Here is a 21,041-nt window from a genome sequence, read left to right as displayed (position 1 = left end):
CCCTGTGATTGGCTGGAACGCTGCCGGCACTATTTTGAGCTTTTGCATGGCCCCAAAGACGCAAAATCTCAAAACTAGGCCTTTTACTAAGCAACAAGTTGCTAAGTAAAATCTGGCGGCTGAGCCATCACGGGGCTTTTACTCCCGACTAGAGTCCGATTTCTATTTGGATAGAATTAGACACATACCTTCTGAATAACTACTCTATTTCTTTGTAGCATTACATAAAAAAAGAAGATACTACCAGAACCACAGCAATATACTGCAATTCTAATAATATCTTCTATTAATTTTCTGAAGTTATTTATATAAAGATAGAAATCACTATCTAGTCGGGAGCGAGGTCCTGAAAAATGCTCAGCCGCCAAATTGTCCTTAGCGATTTATCGCTTAGGACAAGACCAATCTTGGAAACAATCCCCGATTTTGGGATTGGTTTCAAGTTGTGTCGGCAGCGTTCCAGCGTTTTTCAGGGCCGAACGGACGACGGCATGCATCATAAACAATACCTAAAGTACATTTTTCCGATGCTTAGGACCGGGATTAAGATTCCACTTCAACAATCGTCTAATTTGCTGAATTGAAGTTTTCCATTCCAAAGTTGCCAAAATCAAGAACACTGGCAAAAATTGAATCAAATAACGACTTCTGCCACCTTCAAAGATCAGCAAGAAAATAAAGCCACCGACTAAAGACAATCGCAATATTTGTACGATTTTTCGATTATCTTTCCATGCGAAGAAAATCAATCCTAACCAAATACACCAAAAAATCTGGGTAAGGAAACGGAAGTCTCCAACATTGTTACCATACAATAGTACAAAGTTCTCCAATTTTCCCTTGAACCCATGCTTATCTGGAGTGTATTTACTAGGTGCCGAAATACCTTCACGTAGCCAGCCAAAAGTTCCATCAGAAGTATTATTCTTTTGCTTTACAATCAAAAATTTAATGTAGCCGGTAAAGCCCATTTTGTGCAGACGTTTCTTGATGGATTTAACTGAATAATCGATTCGGTCTTTTTTATTGATCAAAATAACCATCTTATATGAATCTTTAGCATTATAACCACCGGTTTTAGACAATCCCATATTGATGAAGTGAATCATCGGTTTAGCCCGGAAAGTATTAACATGAATATACGTCTGATTGTCAATTATGTGGTTGATTTTGTAGTAACTGCCACCAACACTGAGAGCAAAAATACTTGTTACTAAAAATAACCAGAACCAATGTTTTTTGTTTTTATTAAGCAAACTAACTAATTCAATAATTATGATTGCTATCATCGGCACAATTCCAGATGGTTTGATAAAATACGTTGCTCCAACTGTGAGACCACCTAAAATAGCAAAAATTAATTTCAAAGCTTTGCCCATATCTGATCGAGCAACGATGACATAACAAAGAATATAAAACGCCACGAATGGCAAAACCCAAGTATCTGTATATGGAACAACTATTGCGGGAAAAAGTGCCATCCACATAGCTTGAAGATACAAAAGAATCGGAATTTTGGATTTGTCTATCACAAAGACAGAGCCTATATTGAACAGCGCTGCTAAATCCACCATAAAAATGGTCATAAAATCAAAGAACAACCATGATGTATGGTGAAAAATCAAAGCGATTTGGTGCTGTAACAACAATAATCCCAAGTTATTAGGGTTAACGCTGAAATAACCAATAATATTGACGTCTTTGGTATTCGTCAAAGCAGCATGAACTGCTCCAACATCATCGTGAACGCCATAGTGAATCAATGAAACGAAACCAATTTGCAGTAAAATCGCCACTATAAAACAAACTGTCGCTGTAATCCAACTTCGATCAACTAAAAGCCACAGTAAAAAATCTCTGACTGAATGATTGACGTAACAAATAGTAAATAACGCTCCAAATATCAGTAACACTATCGTCGTAAAAGCCGTTGTACCAATTTTGGTAATCGGATTATCCCCCAGAATCAAATTGGACGATGTCAAAGCGAAAATAAACGTAGCCGTAAAGAAGATATAAAAAATTATCTTTATAGCCCGATGATTAAATTTAAATAACGTCTCTCTCATATATTCCCTCAATATACTTCTTTCTATATATGAATAGAGTACAACGTAAGACTTTTTTTATAAATAGCCGGAATTATTTACTTTCTCTTTCTAACAAATACCGTTTCAAGCGAGGATAAATTTTATTAGCAATCGTTTCCGCAATGATAAAACCAATTGCCAAAGACATCCCCACAGTCAAAGCTTTCACAAATCCATAGGCTGCCAAGGCGTCTTTTCCCAAAGTAAAATTCTTCATACTATCATACAAAATAGCCCCCGGAACTAGTGAAACCAAACAAGGTACGTAAAAAATATTAACTGGTGCTCGCACTAAAATAGCACATAAATTTCCCAACAGACCAATCACGACTGCTCCCAAGAGGTTGGACATAATTAGACCATGATTGATTGATTCAACGAGAATATAAACTATCCATGCCAACGCTCCAACAATTCCTGCAGGAACAAGAGTCCGCCGTGGATTATTGGTAATAATACCGAAACCAACGCTAGACAAAAAGCCAAAAATAAAGCCATAAATCAATTGCATTGCCATGATTAACCTCCCCAAATTGTGTGCATTAAAATTTGTCCGACGATCACACCGCTACCGATAGAAATACCCGACATAATTGCATCCGTTGCTCGAACCAATCCAGAAATTGTATTTCGTTCAATAATTTCTCGTAGAGAGTTAGTCATTGGCACTCCGGGAACTAATGGCATCAAAGCACTGATAATAATATAGTTAGCGTCATGAGCAATTCCGATATCACCTAAAACATTAGCGATAAAACTGATTGCCAAACTTCCTAAAGCTACTGGTATATAAGGAGTTTTATTGTGATGTGCTACAAATTGGGAAATCAAATAGCCAATGATACCTACGAAAAAGGCGATAAACAAATCACCCCAAGTAGCTTTAAACAAAAGCATTGGTGGCATGGAAACTAATCCTGCCCCGATACATTTGACCAACCAAGAGAAGTCTCTTGATTCATGATCGACTAATTGCACTTCTTTTTTGAGTTTTTTGAAAGTAATCTCATGTCTATAAAATTGTCTTGATAAAGTATTGATATCATCTACTTTTTGTAAGTTGAAATCGCCCACTCGTACTTTAAAAATTCTCGTGGCCGCATCTTTTTCCGAACTAACAAAAATACCAGTCATTGTCGCGTGACAAACAACCGGTAAATTGGCAGCTCTTCCAACATATTCAACTGTATTTTCAACTCGAGCAGTTTCCGCTCCATTTTCTAGTAGAATCGTACCCACTTGACCACAAAGAGTGACAATTTCTGTTGCTGTGATTGTCTCCATGCTGGCTCCCTCCAAATGGTAGATTTTGTCTTAATAAACTATTATTAACATATTCTAATCTAGAAAAACAGTTTTTGGATTATTTTTAATAATAAAAAAAGTAGATTCATTTTCATGAATCCACTCATTTTTGCAAATCATTTTAACGTTTCAAAGTTATTCCTTTTAACAAAACTAGCCACAATAAAACGACTAGACCAGCTATGACCAAAACGATATCAGTTGATTCACTACCGGTTTGTGGCAACGTGGCAGTTTTTGATTTATTGTCTTCATCTTTAACCGTCTGTACATCGCCAATATTACTCAAATTACCTAAATCAGAAATTAAACCAGAAGTATCATCTGAATTAGAACTAGAACTATCTAACAAACTAGATAAATCGGAAGGGTTTAAACTCCCAAAATTCAAATCGAAGTTTAAATCTTTATCCAAACCAAAATCCGGAATGTTTAAAGAAATATCTCCTGGAATCAAATTACTCAAATCAGTTAGTTTCTTAATTGGAAAATCAAAAGTAATATAGTTGCTGTCGCCTTCACTCTTGAAGGTTAAATTAAATGGTTTTTGACCATTGATGGCATTGATTTCAAAAGCAGTATTACCAAATTTCTTAGGATATTTGATTGTTGCTTCTACATAATAAGTTCCATCAGAATTTTGCATGACCTTAGCTGTATTAGTGAAGTAAGGTGAAATCAACGAACCGTCACCATTATTTTTAGAAATTTGATACGTCAATTCTTTCAAAATAGTCTTAGGCATTTGATTATCAGTTGAATCGTTGGTGTCAGTGTCATTACTATCTTGAGTGGTATCATCGTCATCTTCATTTGGGGTGGCAATGATATCATTGTCAGAATCATCACTTGCTTTAAGATCATTCAACAATGTCTTAGCATCATTAGCTGTGTTAGTAACATTATTCTCTGCTCGAGTAATTTTATTGAGACTATCAGCCAAAGTTTGTGAATTTGGATCATCTAATGAACTCATATCGAATTTGAATGTAACATTTTGCTTATCAACGTTTAATACCAACAATTTAGTTTGCACCGTTGCTGGAATATCTTTGTCCAAATCATTCAAACTATCAATTGTAAAACTAATTTGCAGATGATTATTATCCTTTGATGTAACCTTAGGCGTTTGATTATTAATAGTAGAAATTGTCAAACTACTGATATTACTGACACGAGCAGTCATGACAACTTTATAAGTCCCATCATTATTAGGAACTATCGTCGCACTCTTAGTAAACAAAGTATTCATCGGTGACAAAGTATTGGAATTTTCCTTATAAACTTCATAATTAATTGTTTTATTATCGCTATCGTTTGTATCTGCTTGAACTGTTTCTTCTAATACATTGGGTGAGCCCGTATCGTTCAGACCTACCACACCAAATATTCCCAAAAGCATCCCCACAGACAATAGACTAATTAAAACCTTTTTCATCATATCGTCCCCTTTAACATATACCAATTTTATCATATTAATATCTTTCTCTGGAAATAATAAGACAAGTTTCTCAAATTATCGAATTTATTTTCATTAGAAGTATTAAAGTAGCATTATAGCTTTATTTGAAATAAACTAATGGATAGATATATACTTATACTTATTACATGCAGGAAGGTGACTTTTTTATGAAACAAGGGACAACAATCCTAACTCTCGACAACGGATATCATTTGTGGACTAATACACAAGGACACGGTGACATCAAACTACTTTGTCTCCACGGTGGACCTGGTGGTAACCACGAATACTGGGAAAACTTCGGTGAAAAATTAGCTGACCTTGGCGTACAAGTTACAATGTACGATCAACTTGGCTCATGGTATTCAGACCAACCCGACTATTCTGATCCAGAAATTGCTAAAAAATACCTAACTTACGACTACTTCCTAGAAGAAGTTGAAGAAGTTAGACAAAAATTGGGACTAGATAACTTCTATCTCATTGGACAATCATGGGGTGGCGCTTTAGTTCAAATGTACGCTGCTAAATATGGTCAACATCTAAAGGGTGCTATCATCTCAAGTATGGTCGACGAAATTGACGAATACGTTAAGAACGTTAACCAATGTCGTCTTGATACTTTAGGTCCTGACAAAGTTAAATACATGCAAGACATCGAAGCTAAAAACGAATTATCAGATCCAACATACCAAAGCTATGTTGACATCCTAAACGCCGAATATGTTGATCGTAAACAACCAACAGCTATCAGACACTTAATTGATACAATGTCCGTTCCTGTTTACAACACATTCCAAGGTGACAACGAATTCGTTATTACTGGTAAATTAAAGGATTGGCACTTCAGAAAACACCTTAAGGAAATCACTGTTCCTACATTATTAACTTTTGGTGAACACGAAACAATGCCTATTTCTACTGCTAAGATTATGCAAAAGGAAATTCCACATGCACGTTTAGTTACAACTCCAAACGGTGGTCACCACCACATGATCGATAATGCTCCTGTTTACTTCGATCACTTGGAACAATTCATTAAAGATGTTGAATCAGGTAACTTTAACGACTAACAAACTTAGATTGGTGTAAAGTTCCGTCCTCCATAGCAAAGAAAATTTGGCGAAAACGTTGTGGGCACGATTTTGAGCTTTTGCATAAACCAAGTGCGCAAAATCTCAAAACTCGGCCTTATTCTAAGCAACAAGTTGCTAAGAATAATCTCACTACTGAGCCAATTTTCTTTGCTATTCCGGACTAAATAGTGATTTTCAATTTTTATAGGATCAACCAAATAAGCATCTATTCAGATAATAGTTAATCGACTATATCTGAATAGATGCTTATTTTGATTTTGTATTAATTTGAATAAATAATAGATGCCATTATTCAGTCGGTAGTGGCAGCTTTATGGATGCTCCAGACGACGATATCTAACAATAACCTAACTTAATAAAGAACCTCTTTTTGTTTTGCCTAATTAGTTTTAATATATTTTCTCCACTTGAGTCGACTCAACCAAGTTTGTTGGGCAGAAATACCATGCTTTTTTGAATGCTTAGCATAATCGCCATCATCATCCAAAACATAGGAATTTTCAGTATCTTTAGAAAAGAGCTTAACAATTTTAATCAACTGTTGTTTAGGCTTTTCCTCAATAATTGGAACAGCTAATTCAACACGACGTTCTAGGTTTCTCGTCATCATATCAGCTGATGAGATCCATACTTCAGTATGCTCGTTGCCAAATTGAAATTTAAAAATCCGACTATGTTCAAGCAATTGTCCCACAATACTTTTTACTCGGATATTCTCTTTTGGACCACAGAGACCTAGTTTCAAAGAACAAGGTCCTCTAACAATCAATCTAAATGGTAAACCAACTTTGGCCGCATCGTAAATGGCATCGATTATGTCAATATCAGTCAATCCATTTACTTTCATGAAGACTTCCCCTTGTCCATCACGCAAGTATGCCTTGGCTGCTTTTTTTATATTGGCAATTACCATATCATTAATCCCATTAGGTGAAGCAGTCAATAAATTATAATGAGACTTTTTGCCAGTAGTTAAATAATTAAAGAATTTAATAGCATCATTAACGTAAGTCTGATTACTTGTGAAATAACTAATATCCGTAAAACCTTTTGCCGTAATAGCATTATAATTACCAGTTCCGATTTGAACGTAACCAGTATTATCAGCATGCAAAACCATACAAATCTTTGAGTGTACCTTGTTTACCTTGTCACCAAAGATTACTTTTACGCCAGCTTCTTTAAGTGTTTTGGCAACTTCGATATTGTGAACTTCATCGAATCGAGCGCGCAATTCTACAACCGCTGTAACGTCGATTCCCTTAGCTGCGGCTTCCTTTAGTAAGCGTAACAATTCTGAATCTTTTTCAGTTCGATAAATAGTAATACAAATTTTAGTAGTTTTAGGATCTTGGACTGCGGCATTCAAATATTCGATGAAAACATTGAATGAGTCGTATGGATATTGCACTAACAATGATGAGTGACTCAAATATTCTAGGATGTTATTCGAATCATTCCAATTCAATCCATTAAAAGGTTTATTGACCAATTCTGATTGATCACGGAATTTTTTATAAAAAATATTCAAAAATTTCAAATCAACTGGACCGGGTATTTTATAAACACTCTTTTTATTCAATTTCATCAATTTAGAGAAGTATTTACGACCCTTTTCTTCATCTTCGTCCGAAAATTCAATTCTCATAATTTCCCGTAAATCTCTAGTGTCAACGTAATGAATCATTTTTTCAAGATACTCTTCATCACTCATATCTTTATCTAAGAAATCATATGGTTTGTTTTGATCGTAAGTTGCTCGAAAGACCATAATCTTAGAAATTTTGTATTTTCTAATTAAGTCTTTAAACATTGCACGCATTACATCTTCAATCAGAATATAACGACCAGCAACTCCTGTTTCCAATAAACGTCCTAAGTCCTCAGGAATAGGACAAGTATAAGTATACTTAGGTGTTTCCATTAAGAAATAAAGATTTTTTCTAAATTTATATTCTTTGGAAAAGCGTTGCATATCCAGACGTGGCAAAATTTTCTTTGTATAAAATTTCTTGACTGTTTTCTTCTCTGAATCAGACAAGTCTTTATACTTTACCAGTTGAAAAATACCCTTATCAGCTGCTTCCTTCATCAAAGCATCATAAACTTTATATTGTTCAGAAATATTTCTTTTGTTTAGTTCATATTCCCGATCCAATACGCCTTTTCCAGACAATCCTGTTCGTTTATCACATTTATTTTCATCGACTAAATTATGAATATTATGAACTCGCACGCGGAAAAACTCATCCAAATTATTCGATGCAATAGTCAAAAATTTTAATTTTTCCAAAAATGGAACGTTGGGGTCGTAGGCTTGATCAATAACTCTTCTATCAAATAAAATCCAACTTAAATCCCTATTATAATATTTATCCTTCATATACTTAATAACCCTTCATTCCTAATATTTAACTTTCATCCCTCTGCTCTTTTTTAAATGATTCATAGTCGTATTCGACTTGCTTGATATAGCTATTGGTAAAAGTCATCAACGAGTTAGCAATATCAGCATATTCGGCTCCAAATCCAATGATCAACGGATAGTTTGGCGAATGAGAATGGGCTCTGGCTAATAAAATGACACAAACTTTCACGTAATCCTCAAACGATTCAAAGTCCAACTTATCCAAATTAATTGATGATTTCATATCCTTGAATTGGCGCATATAAAAGCTGTATTTCTTCGTATCAAAGGCACCCAAAAATGGATCAGATGCACTTTGAAGAATCAATTGACTATTAACGATATTTTGACCCTGACTGACTTCATCATCAGAATACAATTTATCATCATTGTAAATTGGCAATGCTTGTTTAGCCTGCAATACCAAATAGTTACTATCCAAATCTTGTAACAAAATTAAATAGCATAATGTTCCAACGCTACCAACACCCACGCTATGGCGTACGATATCAACAATGTCGAAATCTTCCAAAAATAGTCGAACGTCGCTTCTTTGACCTTTTTTATAGTTTTTATATCCATCAACTACGCTCTTATAATCTTTTTCACTGATATGTTGCGTAACTGGTTTATTTTCCACAAAACGTCTGGCTCCAGTTGCATCAACTTCAGTATACTTTTCGATAACTAATTTTGAATTGCTCTTTTGGGCTTTCTTGATACTTTTGGCAATCATTTTATTGAAAGATTCTTGAAAATATTCTTCGTTATCCTTCAATTTGCCAAAGATTTCAGTAATATTTTGCAAAGTGTTAGGCAAAATAAACCGTTTCATTTCTGAAATTTTCGTCATGTGACGCAAAGTATCAAAATAAGTATCTACCACTGTTAATAGGAATTCTTGAACGTCAGTTTCTGGAAAGCCATGTGATCTGGCAACTATCAAAGCACTGACCAATAAGCGTTTTAAGTCATATTCCCAATGACCCAAATGGGCTTCATCAAAATCATTCATATCGAACAGTAACTGTCCCTCAGAAGATCCATAAAAACCGAAATTGCCTAGATGAGCGTCACCACCAACCAAAACTTTGATACCGCTGTTTTCATTTCTCGACAAATCATAATGCATGACGTCAACCGTTCCCCGAAAGAAGGCAAACAATGACTTAGACATTCTTTCCCGTTTGACCGCCAAAAGTTCTGGCACTAATAGTTTGTTCTTGATGTTTAAAATCTTATGAATATTGCGTTTCTTTGGTTCAAATTGATTGAACTTATCCGATACAGTCGTCGCAAAAAAGCGGCCTCTGATGATCAATTGTTCAGTACTCTTGAAAGCATCAGTATCTTGATAAGTGTACGGTGTTCGATGCATAAGCTCATCTCCTCAAATTTATTATACAATAGCTTTCCTAGATAACGATTATCTGATGTTATTTTTTTCATTAAAGTTTACTATAACAAAATATATTTTTTAAGTATGGCTAAACTGTGCTCGTATTTATAAAAACGATAAAAAAATAATCCTGATAGAACTATGACTAAATCTAATTCTATCAAGATTATTTCAATTCGCCACTAGCCAGCAACGTCAACATTTGAATCGTGGCTGGATAATAATCCTTACTACGAATTGGTGCAGTAAGAATTTTTTTATACCGATTTTTCAAAGTTTGATTACCTAATACTTCAGCGGAATAAGCCACCGGTGCACAGAAGGCTTCATTTTCATATGTTTCCATCGGCTTTCCATCCAAAGTATAGATAGCAGTGATATTCTTTTTTCTCGCAAAGAATCTATCAATTTTAGTTACCACGCTTTTACTAATCTGACTATGATTCAGTTGATAATCGTATGCTACCCGCCATGGAATTCGACAAGCATTGAAACCATACTGAGCATCATACTTAGAAGCAATTTGATTGGCTTTAACGGCTTTAATATTTAAATTATTACCACTGACTACTACAAAATCAGCCATCAAACCAGTCCGATGCTGACCGCTTAATTCTTGCAAAGTCCTTTGACTATTTTGCATAGTTTTTGTCCATCTACCATCTTTGGTATAACTGGCAAAATCACGAAAGTAAGCTGAGATCAAATCGGAAGTTCTCACAACGTTTTCATTCTTTCCGTGAGCCCAGTTTCCGACTTTAGGTAAAGCCGTTTTAGGATTGATTTCACGTTTATAAATGTCGTTTAGCAATTGTAACGCTAATTCATGGTAATTAAGCTTTCCATTACTACCCCATTTTTTATCAGCCAATATCAAAGAATAAGCTATGTCCAAATCACCATCCGTCGCACTCGTTTTTTCAGCTCTAGTACTTGTCATCCTTTCACCTTGTTGATTTTGTCGCCAAGCCATCAAAGAATTTTGAGAACTGATTCGATGATTTAAATAGTAATTAGTTAACTGATCAAAAGTTTTTTGACTGCCAAATCCTTGTTGCGCAGCCATCACTGTAATTACCATTCCATATCCTTGAGCCTCAGAAAGGGTACGATTTTTACTACCATTGTTGGTTTTGACGAATTTTTGAATTTCATTCCCCTTTAAATAATATTTTTTCCAAATTCGATATTGCGATTGAATCTTTTGGGAACTAATTCCAATCTGCCGTTCTTGGGATTGGGTATTATAAATTGCAATGCCAATAGCAAAAGTAACTAGAATTATTAACCCACCGATCAACCATTGATATTTATGCCGTCTGAACACAAAAATCACTCCTTAAAAACGCTGAGTTTTATACCATTTAGTATTATTTTTTCCAGTAACTTTATCGCGAATAATGTCCCAAACAGCTACAAGTGAAACTACGATGAATAATTGTGCATAGGTGAAATAAGATACTAACGTATACATGAAATTCTTAACCGTTTCCTGCCCATAATCGCTAGCTAAAGCAATATTCATTTGTAATAAGTACAAAAAGAACATCAATAGCCAATTAACCATGAACAAAATAGACATCGGAGTCCCTATAGCAACTATTTGATGGACCTCTGGGAAAAATCGCTGGATTCCAGCAATAATGAGATTAGATAGAAAAATAAAATTGGAGACAATTATCGCCAGATTGAACCAAAAGAACGTACAGATATAATAGAAAACTTCTAGTTTAATACGCCATGGTGTATGGTCAAAAAGATGACCTATATTGTCCATAATCACCTCATAATTACCTCGAGCCCAACGCTTACGTTGATTATAATAGGCAAATAAAGTCTCTGGTTCTTGTTGAAACGCTTCTGCCCGATGAGCTAGAGCAATTAATTTTCCTTCACGCATCAGACTAAACGAAATCGCGGTATCTTCTGTCAAAGCGCCATCATTCCAACCACCGAGATCTTGAACTACCTTTTTATTAATAATGAAATTTGTTCCAGGTATTCGTCCGATTTTAAATAATTGCCATAAACCAGTGTGTTGAATTCGCTGCGTATTAACGATTTCCAAATTAATACAACGGGTTAAAAAATTTTGTTGGTAATTACGAGTCTTGTTCCGGCCAAAAGCCGCTGCATAACGAGTAGGATTTTCCAAAATCTTTTCAACCAAAAAGTACAAAGCGTTTGCTTCTGGAGCTGCATCGGCATCGTATACTGCCAAATATTCACCCGTAGCAACTTTTAGAGCATCATTTAAAACGCCGGCTTTGCCACCAGTACCAGTACGTTCAATCACTCGAAAATTACAGTTTTGATATTGTTTTAAAGCCATTAATTCACGAACCTTTTGAGCTGTTTGATCCTTACAATTATCAGCATAAACTAACAATTCATAACGATCCTTTGGATAATTTAAATTCAAAACAGCTTTGACCGTATCTTGAATCACGAGCTCTTCATTGTGTGCCGGTACAACTAAAGTAACTTTGGGATAACGTTTTAAAGCTGGTAAATTATCAACATCGGTATGTTGCATATGTTTGAAAATAAAAGTTATACCACCAAAGAGTGTCACGACCATCATGATCAACGATAACCAGATCGTAATGATGGCAATCACATAAAATATCTTAATCATGATTTTTATCCTCCAAATTAAAATGGCGAATCGTTAATTTAAAAATCTTCCACCAACACATTGATAAAATAACTACAATAATGCCAAAAATTATCGTAATACCTAGACTAAATGAAAATAACCAACCGAATTTATCTAACATTTGTCGATTTCCCCTTACATGTATTCTTTAACAATATCGGTTTCTGCACTCCGCTCCAGTTGTGCTAATGTATCTTCAACACTACGATTTTGAACATTATCTTGCGTAGAATAACTTACTTGTCCCATCCGCAAAACGAGCGCATCACGTGCCAAACCAAATTCTTGTGCAATATCATCAATGTGGTCTTTAATTTTTTTCTTCATTACGGGGGCATTATCAGATCCTAGCATCGGCGATAAAATGACAAAACGACCTGTTCCAATGTAATACAAATCATCGACAGTAAATAACATACTATTCAAGTGTTCGGCGGTAGCTTTTAATAACCGATTGAATCTTTGGTTGCCTAGGAAATTAATAATATTCTCTAAAAAATCGATTTTCACCATCGTTAATGTGAAACGGTAATCTTTCCCATGGTAATAAACTAATTTCAATTCTTGGGCAACGTCTCTATCCAAAGCTCTTTGATTCAAAGCATCGGTAATAACGTCCAAATCTGGTTTTTCTTTTTGGATTTGTTCCATTTCTTGTATCAGAGCTTTTCTCTTTAATAATTGATGATCCAATAAGTACATCAAGTAAGTCATCAAGGGCGTAATTGTCAATAATGAGATAGCTGACCAAAAATACATCACTCTAGTATAAGGAATCATCAACATTAAACCGCCAGCACTCATACTGACAAAGGACAAAACACTACCCAAAATAATATAAGTCGTCCGTCCCAGCAATAAACCAAAAACAAACACTAATGAAACAATCAAAAAATTGAGCCATGAACCATCGATAACGCTCAAATAAAGTAAGGCATATTGATACATAAGAATTAGAAGCATTCCTACAAAAATCATATTTTCTACTGACTTAAATTTCATTGCACTATAACCTCGAGCTAGAAATTTTATTTACTACTATTGCTGACATCTTTCCAACTCGAGTATAGTTTGATTAATTTTTTGATACATTGATTAACTAGCTAAATTGACGATTAGTCTATTAGAGCGCAAAAAAAAAGCTCCCAGAATAATTTCTGAGAACTTTTTTATTATTTCTGAATAATTATTTTGCTTTTGCAGCAGCTTCGTCAGCATAAATCTTGTTTCTCTTCTTCATTTGCTTTGCGTACCAGATGAAGATCAATAGGTATGCAACAAGTGCTAATGCAGCGTAAAGAATAAACTTGATTTGACCAGTTGAAGCGTTACCTACTAAGTAAGCCAAGAATTTTTCGATAGGACCTTCCATAGTTGAGTGGGAAATCATTGTACCGGATGCAACACCTTTAGGGAATGCACCGATCTTCTTAGCAGTTTCAGTAACCATAGGAGCTGACAATGTACCGGCCCATAGGAACAATGGAAGTTCAATAGCACCGATAACGATCATGCGAATAATCTTACCACGTGTAACAACTAGCAAGGCTGGTGTAACACCCATGGCGATGATACCACCTAAAGGCAAGATCTTGTTACCAGGTAGTACTAAAGCTTCAAGAAGCATGATAGGAGCCAAAACGTTAGCGGCAGCCCAGATTTCAGCACGTCCGGCGATGAATGGCCAGTCAAGACCAACGTTCATTGTACGACCTTGAAGTCTCTTGTTAGCAAAGTCTGTAATACCTTGTGATAATGGTTCAACAGCGGCAATAAACCAAGAACCGATTTGTGAGAATAACTCCAAGCAGAATGCGGCTGTAAATGATAGTGTAAAGATTTCCTTAACACCTTGGTGTGAAAGTAAACCGATAAAGATACCTAAATAAATACCAATGGCGAATTTACTTCCCCAGAATCCAATTTTCTTGTTCAATGCAGCAGCATCGAAGTCATATTTATCAAGCCATGGGAAGATTTTATCAAAAATCTTATCGAAGACCATGATAATTGGGTTCATCATGTAGTTCATGTGTGTTGTAGTCATTGGGTTTGAAGCTGGAGCATTTAATAGATCATTAAAAGTAGGTTTCATCAAATCTGAATTGATAATCTTCAAAACACCAATGAAAATAACTAGGATTGTAGTGATCAATAGGTTTGCACCAAAGAACATAGCTAGCAATCCAACAAAGGCTAAGTGCCAAACATCGAAAATATCAACATCAAGTGTATTTGTCTTGTTCATAAGAATCATGACGATATTAACGATAACTAAAATAAGTAAGAAGAACAATGTGTAAGGTGAACCCCAAGTGATAGTAGCAAGTGGAGCCCAACCTAAGTCAGTTACTGATAGTTGAATACCTGTTGATTTAACAAAGGCGTTCAAGGCATCTTGGAATGCTGTAGTTAGCAAACTAATAACTGAACTAATAGCCGTAAGGGCGATGGCTAATTTAATACCACCTTCCAAGGCTTTAGAGAACTTAACTCTGAATACCAACGCGATAATTGTCAAAACGATTAACATCATTGGTGCGGCACCAAGATCAATTAACGGCTTGAATATCGTATTGGCGAAATCAATTATTCCTGACATATTTCTTTCCCCTAGGATAAGTCTTAAAAACTATGCTTTACCGCTGTCCTTAATGGCTTGTTCTACTTGGTCATATACAGGTTTTGCCATAGCGGGCATTCTATATAGGATAGGACCGGCATCAATAACTGGGCAACTTGGTGTAAATCCAAGATCTGTAGCAGCGATTGGTGTGAACAAATCATAGTCCTTCAACATATCTTCTGTAATGTCCTTAACCATTACGGCATCACATTGAACATCGTATCCACGGTTGCTCATTTCTGTTTCCAATGCATCTTTGATTTGGTGACTTGAGTTAACTCCGGCACCACAAGCAGCTAAAATTTTAAACATAATAACTATCTCCTTTTCTATTCGTTGCTCTTTGCATACTTAGTAAATTTACGATCTAAGAAAGAATAAATTTCTTTTGGATCGTCACTCTTAAAGAATGGTACAAGCTCGTTTTCAGAAGTACGAGCCATAAAGTCCATGATCTGTGCCAAAATGTTTGATTGGCCTTCTGGATCATTATTTAGGATCATGAATAAAAACTTCACTGGGAATTCCTTCGATGGATCAATCATGTTATGGAAGGAAATCTCTTTTTCCAATTTAATTGGAACAATCATTCTTGCTTTAACAAACTCACTTTCCGTATGTGGGATTGCAATGTTTGGTATCTTTGGAGATACAACTGACATATCAATTCCAGTTGGATAGTTTTGTTCGCGTTCCATTAAATTATTAATGAAGTCCTTAGTTACTAGATCCTTCTTTAACAAAGAATCAGCTATTTCACGAAACACATCCTCTTGTGTTGAAGCTTTTGAAATATAAACTTCGCTTTCGCTAAATAGTTGGTCAGTAGCTAATTCACCCATTAACACCATCACCTACCCGTTTTGTTTGTTTTTGTTTACAAGAACAATGGTAAACGCTCTCATAAAATATGTCAATACTTAATATTAAAATATAAACCTTTTATTAAGTTTTCCTATATATACCAATGAATCACTCACAATTCCTGTTTAATTAGCAAGGTAAATGCTTTCAAAATTTTAAATATTTATCTTTGAAAAGGAATTGACAAGTGAACAACTAGATGCTAAATTATGTTTGTAACGAACAATAGTAAACAAAAAGAGGTGATCTTTTGTTAAAGAAAGAACGCTTTCTAAAGATACTATCGGAGTTAGATAAGAACGATATTGTTACTGTTAATGACTTAACTACATTATTGGATTGTTCTGATATGACCATTCGCAGAGATCTTGAAGAGTTGTCAGAATCTGGCAAGTTGATCAGGATTCACGGAGGAGCACAAAAAATCAGTGTTTCCCCATTAGAAGAAGCTTCCCACGTTGAGAAACGAGAAGTTCATATTAAGGAAAAACAAGAAATAGCTAAATCAGCAGCTAACGAAATCGAAAACTTCGATACTATCTTTATCGGTCCAGGAACAACACTTGAATTGATTGCTCAAAATATTAAAAACATTAATTCTTTGAGAGTCGTGACGATTAGTATTCCTGTCTTTGAAAGCTTTAAAAATTCAGATCTTAACTGTGAACTGATTTTGGCTGGCGGTATTTATCGAAGTCGCTCAGGAACATTGATTGGCGCTTTAGCAAGTAATGCGGTGAGTGGATTGAAATTCGATAAGGCATTCGTTGGTGTCAATGGTATTCAAAACTCACAAATTATGACTGCCAATACTGAAGAAGGTCGGATTCAAAGCGTTGCTTTAAACAATTCTCAGAAGAAATATATCGTCGCAGATAGATACAAGCTTAATAGAAATGACTTTTATACTTTCTATAGTTTGGACGATGTTGATTATCTGATTACTAACAAGAGCACTTCCAAAGAAACTATCGATTATTATCAACAGTATGTAAGACTTATAACCAACTAATAACGGAGGGATTATTTTATGAAAATCGCACTAGCTTCAGATAAAGCAGGATTTGAATTAAAGAACTACATCAAGGAATATCTTGAAAATGAAGGTAAAGGTTACGAAATCGTTGACCTATCAGAAGAACCAGCTGCAGATTTTGTTGATTCATCAGTTGAACTTTCACACGCCGTACTAGATGGCAAGACAGATCGTGGAATTATGTTTGATGAATATGGTACAGGTTCAGCTATGGCAAGTAACAAGATTCATGGCATGGTTACAGCTAACGTTACTGAAGAAAACACAGCTCACATGACAACAGAACACAATGGTGCTAAAGCTATTGCTATCGGTGCTGGAATTGTTGGTAAGAAACGTGCTGAATCAATCGTTGATGAATACTTAGGTGTTAACTACGCTGGTGGACGTCACCAAATCCGTTTGGACATGCTAGAAAAATTATATTAATAGGAGGGAATTAATTTATGATTATTGCATTAGGAAACGACCATATTGTTACAGATACTAAAATTAAAATTTCAGAAATGTTAAAGGCTATGGGCCACAAGGTTATTGATGTTGGTACATACGACCACACAAGAACTCACTACCCTATTTACGGACTACGTGTTGCTAACCTTGTTCGTGATGGCAAAGCTGATTATGGTGTTGTACTTTGTGGTACAGGTGTTGGTATCTCAACTGCTGCTGACAAGAACCAAGGAATCCGTGCTGCTTTAGTTGCTGATACAACAGCTGCTAAGTATGCTAAGGAACACTTGAATGCTAATGTTATCAGTTTCGGTGGTGCCGTTGTCGGTGAACACTTGGCTGAAGAAATCGTTAAGACATTCCTTGCTGCTGACTATTTAGGTGAAGATGACGATCTAGTTAAGAAGATCGATGCTGTTGAATCAAAGGACAACCCAGAACAACATGACAACCCTCACTTCTACGATCACGAAATGAAGCTATGGGACGAAGGATTCTACCACGACTAAGATTAGAGAGTGGAAAGCAACGCTTAGATTCAAATAAAACATGAGCTACCATTGTGTAACTCATCAACCGGGCTATATGAAATAAAAATTAGCCTTGCGTCATGCACTGAACTGAAACGGTACAGTGCTTAACGCAGGGCTAACTTGAGAGGTTTGTTTCGTAGAACCCATTTTTAATGGCCGAAACCAGACTAATTAAAAGTAAACAAAGGAGTCCGCACAATGAGTAATTCGGTTTTAACAATCACTATGAACCCTTCAGTTGATATCTCTTATCCACTAGAACATCTTAATATTGATACCGTTAATCGTGTAAAAGATGTTTCCAAGACAGCTGGTGGTAAAGGATTAAACGTTACTAGGGTTTTGAGACAATTAGGCGTTTCCGTAACAGCATCAGGTATCATCGGTGGAACGATTGGTCAGTTCATTACTAATCAATTGGATGAGAATGACATCGATCATGCTTTTATGAAAATCAGTCAAGAATCTCGTAATTGTATCGCTATCTTACACGACAATGGCGATCAAACAGAAATTCTTGAAGCCGGTCCTATCCTTTCAAAAGACGATGAAAATGCCTTTCTAGAACATTTCAACGATCAAGTTGGTAGCTTTGGATTGGTAACAATTTCCGGTAGTTTACCACAAGGACTTTCAACAAGTCTTTATTCTAAAATGGTACAAGTTGCTGCAAAACACGATGTTCCTGTCATTTTGGACAGTTCAAATGAAGCATTGCGTTTGGCTCTAGAAAGCGATGATAAACCATTTATGATCAAACCTAATCAAGATGAAATCGCTCAATTAATTGGCAAAGAAGTCACTGATTTGAACGACTTGAAGGACAAACTAGCAACCGAAGAAATTTTCCAAGGAATTCCTTGGGTTGTAGTATCACTCGGATCACAGGGCGCATTCGTTAAATACCAAAATAACTTCTTCAAAGTAAATATTCCAAAAATACACGCCGTTAACCCTGTTGGTTCTGGTGACTCTACTGTAGCCGGTTTGGCCGCAGGTTTAGTCAAGAATGAAACACCAGAAGATATCATGAAAAGAGCTATGACAGTCGGAATCCTAAATACTTTACAGGAAAAGACTGGAAATATTGACATTAGCCAATATAAAGATTATTTTGAAAAGGTATACATAGTTAAGTACTAATGTTTAATTTATTATTCGGAGGAATGAATGTATATGACAACACCAAGTAAGTACGCAGCACTAGAAAAAATGTCTGACAAGAACGGAGTTATTGCAGCTCTTGCTATTGACCAACGTGGTTCATTGAAGAAAATGTTAGCCGCAGCCGCAAATAAGCCCGCTAACGAAGAAGATATCGTTGAATTCAAGAAAGCTATTTCAAGTGAATTAACACCTTATGCTTCTGCTATCCTATTGGACCCAGAATATGGTCTTCCAGCTTCAAAGCTTAGAGATAAGAACTCAGGTTTATTAGTTTCATACGAAAAGACAGGTTATGACGCAACAGAACCTGGTAGATTACCAGATTTGATTTCTGTATGGTCAGTACGTCGTTTGAAGGAAGCCGGAGCCGACTCAATCAAGTTCTTGCTATACATCGACCCAGACGAAGATAAATCAATCCTCGATCAAAAGGAAGCCTTTGTAGAAAGAGTTGGTGACGAATGTGTTGCCGAAGATATTCCTTTGTTCGTTGAATTAGTTACATATGACGACTCAATCGGTGATGTTAAGAGTGCCGAATACGCTAAGGTAAAGCCTCACAAGGTTATCGAAGCTATGAAAGAATTCTCAAAGCCTAAGTATCACATCGATGTTTTGAAGGTTGAAGTTCCTATTAACCTTGACTACGTTGAAGGATTTAACGGCGACAACCCTGTTGTTTACACAAAGGATGAAGCTATCAAGTACTTCAAGGAACAAAGTGATGCTACTAAATTGCCATACATCTTCTTGAGTGCTGGTGTTTCTGCACAAGCCTTCAGAGATGAACTACACCTAGCTAAAGATGCTGATGCTAAGTTCAATGGTGTTCTATGTGGCCGTGCTACATGGAGAGGCGCTATCGAACCATTCGCTAAAGACGGTGAAGACGCTGGTAAGAAGTGGATGAACGATCAAGGTAAGAAGAACATCGAAGAACTAAACAAGGTTCTTGCTGAAACTGCAACTTCATGGAAAGACAAGGTTTCAAAAGACTAATATTTAGTTATTAGAACTAATTGATTCGAATAAACTGGGTTTTCTTAGGCGAAAGTCTGAGATTATCCAGTTTTTCGTTTATTTTGCAATTTTATACATTTATTTATATTGGGGGAAAAATAATGGTACCAGCTAATTTTGAACTAGCCAGAAATGCTATTACATCAATCGTTTTAGTCCTTTTAATAGTTGTTTATATCATTTATATGATTTCTAAAGTTTCACACCGCGATGAGGAAAAAATCTGGACTGTTGATACAATCGCTTTAACTCTTATCGCTATCTATTGTATTTACTTAACGTTGACGAATTTCTTCAAACTACCAGAAAATTTAAGTTACATTAATAGTATCGTCACTTTCGTCTTTATGTTGGCGGCAATCGTCTTTATCATTAGTTCGATTGTTAAAAAAATCAGACTTAAATTCAGTAAAAACAAGTAACCGCAAGGTTACTTATTTTTTTGCCATTTTGTCTACGTTGCGATTTTCGTTTGATGTTACGGTAATCTTTAAAAGAGTTGATGATGATGAAAATTTCTGAAGTAAGTAAAACAGTAGGATTATCCGTTGCTACCATTCGTTATTACTCGGACTTAGGAATGATTCCTTCTGAAAAACGTGATTTAGCCGGCGAACGAATCTTTGACGATGAAGCAGTCGTCTGGCTACAAGGTATTAAATTTCAAAGAGAATTAGGCATGTCTTTAACAGAAATCAAAGAATATATGAAGTTATGCCAAGCCAGTGGTCCTGCAGCTGTTAAAAAACGTTATAAATTGTTACTGACACAACGTAGTAAAGCCAAACAAGATTTATTAGATTCGGTTGAACGAATGGATCAAATCGACTTAAAAATTAAACGTGAAGAAGAAATTATCAAAGGACAAAAATCTGACAGCTTACGTGCTGCTCGGCGTTTTGCCCCATAAAAAAATCGCAACC

The 21,041-nt window shown here is 35.7% G+C and carries 20 protein-coding genes; 8 read left to right on the top strand and 12 right to left on the bottom strand.

What is annotated here, in order from left to right; all coding sequences use genetic code 11:
- Window positions 1-509: 509 nt before the first annotated feature.
- From G6534_RS11305 to G6534_RS11290, 4 genes are all read right to left on the bottom strand, one after another.
- On the bottom strand, window positions 510-2,069 hold the full coding sequence (locus tag G6534_RS11305) for a TIGR03766 family XrtG-associated glycosyltransferase (protein ID WP_182082896.1): 1,560 nt from the start codon (window positions 2,067-2,069) through the stop codon (window positions 510-512).
- Between the two features lie 73 nt (window positions 2,070-2,142).
- A complete protein-coding gene (locus G6534_RS11300; protein ID WP_182082895.1) occupies window positions 2,143-2,607 on the bottom strand; it encodes a threonine/serine exporter family protein in 465 nt (154 codons plus the stop codon).
- A gap of 2 nt (window positions 2,608-2,609) precedes the next feature.
- Window positions 2,610-3,374: a threonine/serine exporter family protein gene (locus G6534_RS11295; protein ID WP_182082894.1), complete on the bottom strand. Its 765-nt coding sequence runs from the start codon at window positions 3,372-3,374 to the stop codon at window positions 2,610-2,612.
- Between the two features lie 142 nt (window positions 3,375-3,516).
- Window positions 3,517-4,836: an LPXTG cell wall anchor domain-containing protein gene (locus G6534_RS11290; RefSeq protein WP_182082893.1), complete on the bottom strand. Its 1,320-nt coding sequence runs from the start codon at window positions 4,834-4,836 to the stop codon at window positions 3,517-3,519.
- Between the two features lie 188 nt (window positions 4,837-5,024).
- Here G6534_RS11290 and G6534_RS11285 point away from each other — a divergent pair, with 188 nt between their 5' ends.
- The gene (locus G6534_RS11285) at window positions 5,025-5,930 is read left to right on the top strand and encodes a proline-specific peptidase family protein (RefSeq protein ID WP_059073807.1); all 906 of its coding nucleotides are present in this window, start codon (window positions 5,025-5,027) and stop codon (window positions 5,928-5,930) included.
- 403 nt (window positions 5,931-6,333) lie between these two features.
- On the opposite strand, the gene ppk1 is transcribed toward G6534_RS11285, so the two are convergent.
- The 8 genes from ppk1 to G6534_RS11245 form a co-directional block, all read right to left on the bottom strand.
- Window positions 6,334-8,337: a polyphosphate kinase 1 gene (gene ppk1 / locus G6534_RS11280; RefSeq protein WP_182082892.1), complete on the bottom strand. Its 2,004-nt coding sequence runs from the start codon at window positions 8,335-8,337 to the stop codon at window positions 6,334-6,336.
- A 28-nt stretch (window positions 8,338-8,365) separates the two neighbouring features.
- Window positions 8,366-9,739: a DUF2252 domain-containing protein gene (locus tag G6534_RS11275; protein ID WP_059073806.1), complete on the bottom strand. Its 1,374-nt coding sequence runs from the start codon at window positions 9,737-9,739 to the stop codon at window positions 8,366-8,368.
- A 187-nt stretch (window positions 9,740-9,926) separates the two neighbouring features.
- The gene (locus G6534_RS11270) at window positions 9,927-11,087 is read right to left on the bottom strand and encodes a family 8 glycosyl hydrolase (protein ID WP_182082891.1); all 1,161 of its coding nucleotides are present in this window, start codon (window positions 11,085-11,087) and stop codon (window positions 9,927-9,929) included.
- A 12-nt stretch (window positions 11,088-11,099) separates the two neighbouring features.
- Window positions 11,100-12,398: a glycosyltransferase family 2 protein gene (locus G6534_RS11265; protein WP_182082890.1), complete on the bottom strand. Its 1,299-nt coding sequence runs from the start codon at window positions 12,396-12,398 to the stop codon at window positions 11,100-11,102.
- A gap of 156 nt (window positions 12,399-12,554) precedes the next feature.
- Entirely contained in the window at window positions 12,555-13,421 is an 867-nt protein-coding gene (locus G6534_RS11260) for a GGDEF domain-containing protein (protein ID WP_182082889.1), read from the bottom strand.
- Between the two features lie 184 nt (window positions 13,422-13,605).
- A complete protein-coding gene (locus tag G6534_RS11255; RefSeq protein ID WP_059073801.1) occupies window positions 13,606-15,021 on the bottom strand; it encodes a PTS galactitol transporter subunit IIC in 1,416 nt (471 codons plus the stop codon).
- 30 nt (window positions 15,022-15,051) lie between these two features.
- Entirely contained in the window at window positions 15,052-15,357 is a 306-nt protein-coding gene (locus G6534_RS11250; protein ID WP_059073800.1) for a PTS sugar transporter subunit IIB, read from the bottom strand.
- Between the two features lie 17 nt (window positions 15,358-15,374).
- Window positions 15,375-15,887 (bottom strand): PTS sugar transporter subunit IIA, encoded by a 513-nt coding sequence (locus tag G6534_RS11245; protein ID WP_182082888.1) that lies wholly within the window; start codon window positions 15,885-15,887, stop codon window positions 15,375-15,377.
- A gap of 272 nt (window positions 15,888-16,159) precedes the next feature.
- Between G6534_RS11245 and G6534_RS11240 the strand changes: the two genes are divergently transcribed.
- The 7 genes from G6534_RS11240 (at window position 16,160) to G6534_RS11210 (ending at window position 21,028) form a co-directional block, all read left to right on the top strand.
- Window positions 16,160-16,921: a DeoR/GlpR family DNA-binding transcription regulator gene (locus tag G6534_RS11240; RefSeq protein ID WP_182082887.1), complete on the top strand. Its 762-nt coding sequence runs from the start codon at window positions 16,160-16,162 to the stop codon at window positions 16,919-16,921.
- A gap of 18 nt (window positions 16,922-16,939) precedes the next feature.
- A complete protein-coding gene (gene lacA, locus G6534_RS11235; RefSeq protein WP_057812286.1) occupies window positions 16,940-17,374 on the top strand; it encodes a galactose-6-phosphate isomerase subunit LacA in 435 nt (144 codons plus the stop codon).
- A gap of 17 nt (window positions 17,375-17,391) precedes the next feature.
- Window positions 17,392-17,907, top strand: a complete 516-nt coding sequence (lacB, locus tag G6534_RS11230; protein ID WP_119318598.1) for a galactose-6-phosphate isomerase subunit LacB — start codon at window positions 17,392-17,394, stop codon at window positions 17,905-17,907.
- A gap of 222 nt (window positions 17,908-18,129) precedes the next feature.
- Window positions 18,130-19,074 carry a hexose kinase gene (locus G6534_RS11225; protein WP_182082886.1) on the top strand — a complete coding sequence of 315 codons (945 nt, stop codon included), beginning with the start codon at window positions 18,130-18,132 and terminating at the stop codon, window positions 19,072-19,074.
- A 27-nt stretch (window positions 19,075-19,101) separates the two neighbouring features.
- Complete coding sequence (lacD, locus tag G6534_RS11220; RefSeq protein WP_059073796.1) at window positions 19,102-20,097, top strand: tagatose-bisphosphate aldolase; 996 nt, start codon at window positions 19,102-19,104, stop codon at window positions 20,095-20,097.
- Window positions 20,098-20,219: 122 nt separating this feature from the next.
- Window positions 20,220-20,540 (top strand): hypothetical protein, encoded by a 321-nt coding sequence (locus G6534_RS11215; RefSeq protein WP_059073795.1) that lies wholly within the window; start codon window positions 20,220-20,222, stop codon window positions 20,538-20,540.
- A gap of 83 nt (window positions 20,541-20,623) precedes the next feature.
- Complete coding sequence (locus tag G6534_RS11210; protein WP_182082885.1) at window positions 20,624-21,028, top strand: MerR family transcriptional regulator; 405 nt, start codon at window positions 20,624-20,626, stop codon at window positions 21,026-21,028.
- Window positions 21,029-21,041 lie beyond the last annotated feature (13 nt).

The sequence above is a fragment of the Companilactobacillus pabuli genome, from assembly GCF_014058425.1.
In the GTDB taxonomy this organism is placed as follows: domain Bacteria; phylum Bacillota; class Bacilli; order Lactobacillales; family Lactobacillaceae; genus Companilactobacillus; species Companilactobacillus pabuli.
The sequence above is the reverse complement of the archived record's forward strand: the minus strand, read 5'-3'. Positions and strand labels throughout refer to the sequence as shown.

Coding starts and splice junctions, on each gene's coding strand:
- G6534_RS11305 (WP_182082896.1), bottom strand. CDS start 2,069: ATGAGAGAGACGTTATTTAAATTTAATCATCGGGCTATAAAGATAATT.
- G6534_RS11300 (WP_182082895.1), bottom strand. CDS start 2,607: ATGGCAATGCAATTGATTTATGGCTTTATTTTTGGCTTTTTGTCTAGC.
- G6534_RS11295 (WP_182082894.1), bottom strand. CDS start 3,374: ATGGAGACAATCACAGCAACAGAAATTGTCACTCTTTGTGGTCAAGTG.
- G6534_RS11290 (WP_182082893.1), bottom strand. CDS start 4,836: ATGATGAAAAAGGTTTTAATTAGTCTATTGTCTGTGGGGATGCTTTTG.
- G6534_RS11285 (WP_059073807.1), top strand. CDS start 5,025: ATGAAACAAGGGACAACAATCCTAACTCTCGACAACGGATATCATTTG.
- ppk1 (WP_182082892.1), bottom strand. CDS start 8,337: ATGAAGGATAAATATTATAATAGGGATTTAAGTTGGATTTTATTTGAT.
- G6534_RS11275 (WP_059073806.1), bottom strand. CDS start 9,739: ATGCATCGAACACCGTACACTTATCAAGATACTGATGCTTTCAAGAGT.
- G6534_RS11265 (WP_182082890.1), bottom strand. CDS start 12,398: ATGATTAAGATATTTTATGTGATTGCCATCATTACGATCTGGTTATCG.
- G6534_RS11260 (WP_182082889.1), bottom strand. CDS start 13,421: ATGAAATTTAAGTCAGTAGAAAATATGATTTTTGTAGGAATGCTTCTA.
- G6534_RS11255 (WP_059073801.1), bottom strand. CDS start 15,021: ATGTCAGGAATAATTGATTTCGCCAATACGATATTCAAGCCGTTAATT.
- G6534_RS11250 (WP_059073800.1), bottom strand. CDS start 15,357: ATGTTTAAAATTTTAGCTGCTTGTGGTGCCGGAGTTAACTCAAGTCAC.
- G6534_RS11245 (WP_182082888.1), bottom strand. CDS start 15,887: ATGGGTGAATTAGCTACTGACCAACTATTTAGCGAAAGCGAAGTTTAT.
- lacA (WP_057812286.1), top strand. CDS start 16,940: ATGAAAATCGCACTAGCTTCAGATAAAGCAGGATTTGAATTAAAGAAC.
- lacB (WP_119318598.1), top strand. CDS start 17,392: ATGATTATTGCATTAGGAAACGACCATATTGTTACAGATACTAAAATT.
- G6534_RS11225 (WP_182082886.1), top strand. CDS start 18,130: ATGAGTAATTCGGTTTTAACAATCACTATGAACCCTTCAGTTGATATC.
- lacD (WP_059073796.1), top strand. CDS start 19,102: ATGTATATGACAACACCAAGTAAGTACGCAGCACTAGAAAAAATGTCT.
- G6534_RS11215 (WP_059073795.1), top strand. CDS start 20,220: ATGGTACCAGCTAATTTTGAACTAGCCAGAAATGCTATTACATCAATC.
- G6534_RS11210 (WP_182082885.1), top strand. CDS start 20,624: ATGATGAAAATTTCTGAAGTAAGTAAAACAGTAGGATTATCCGTTGCT.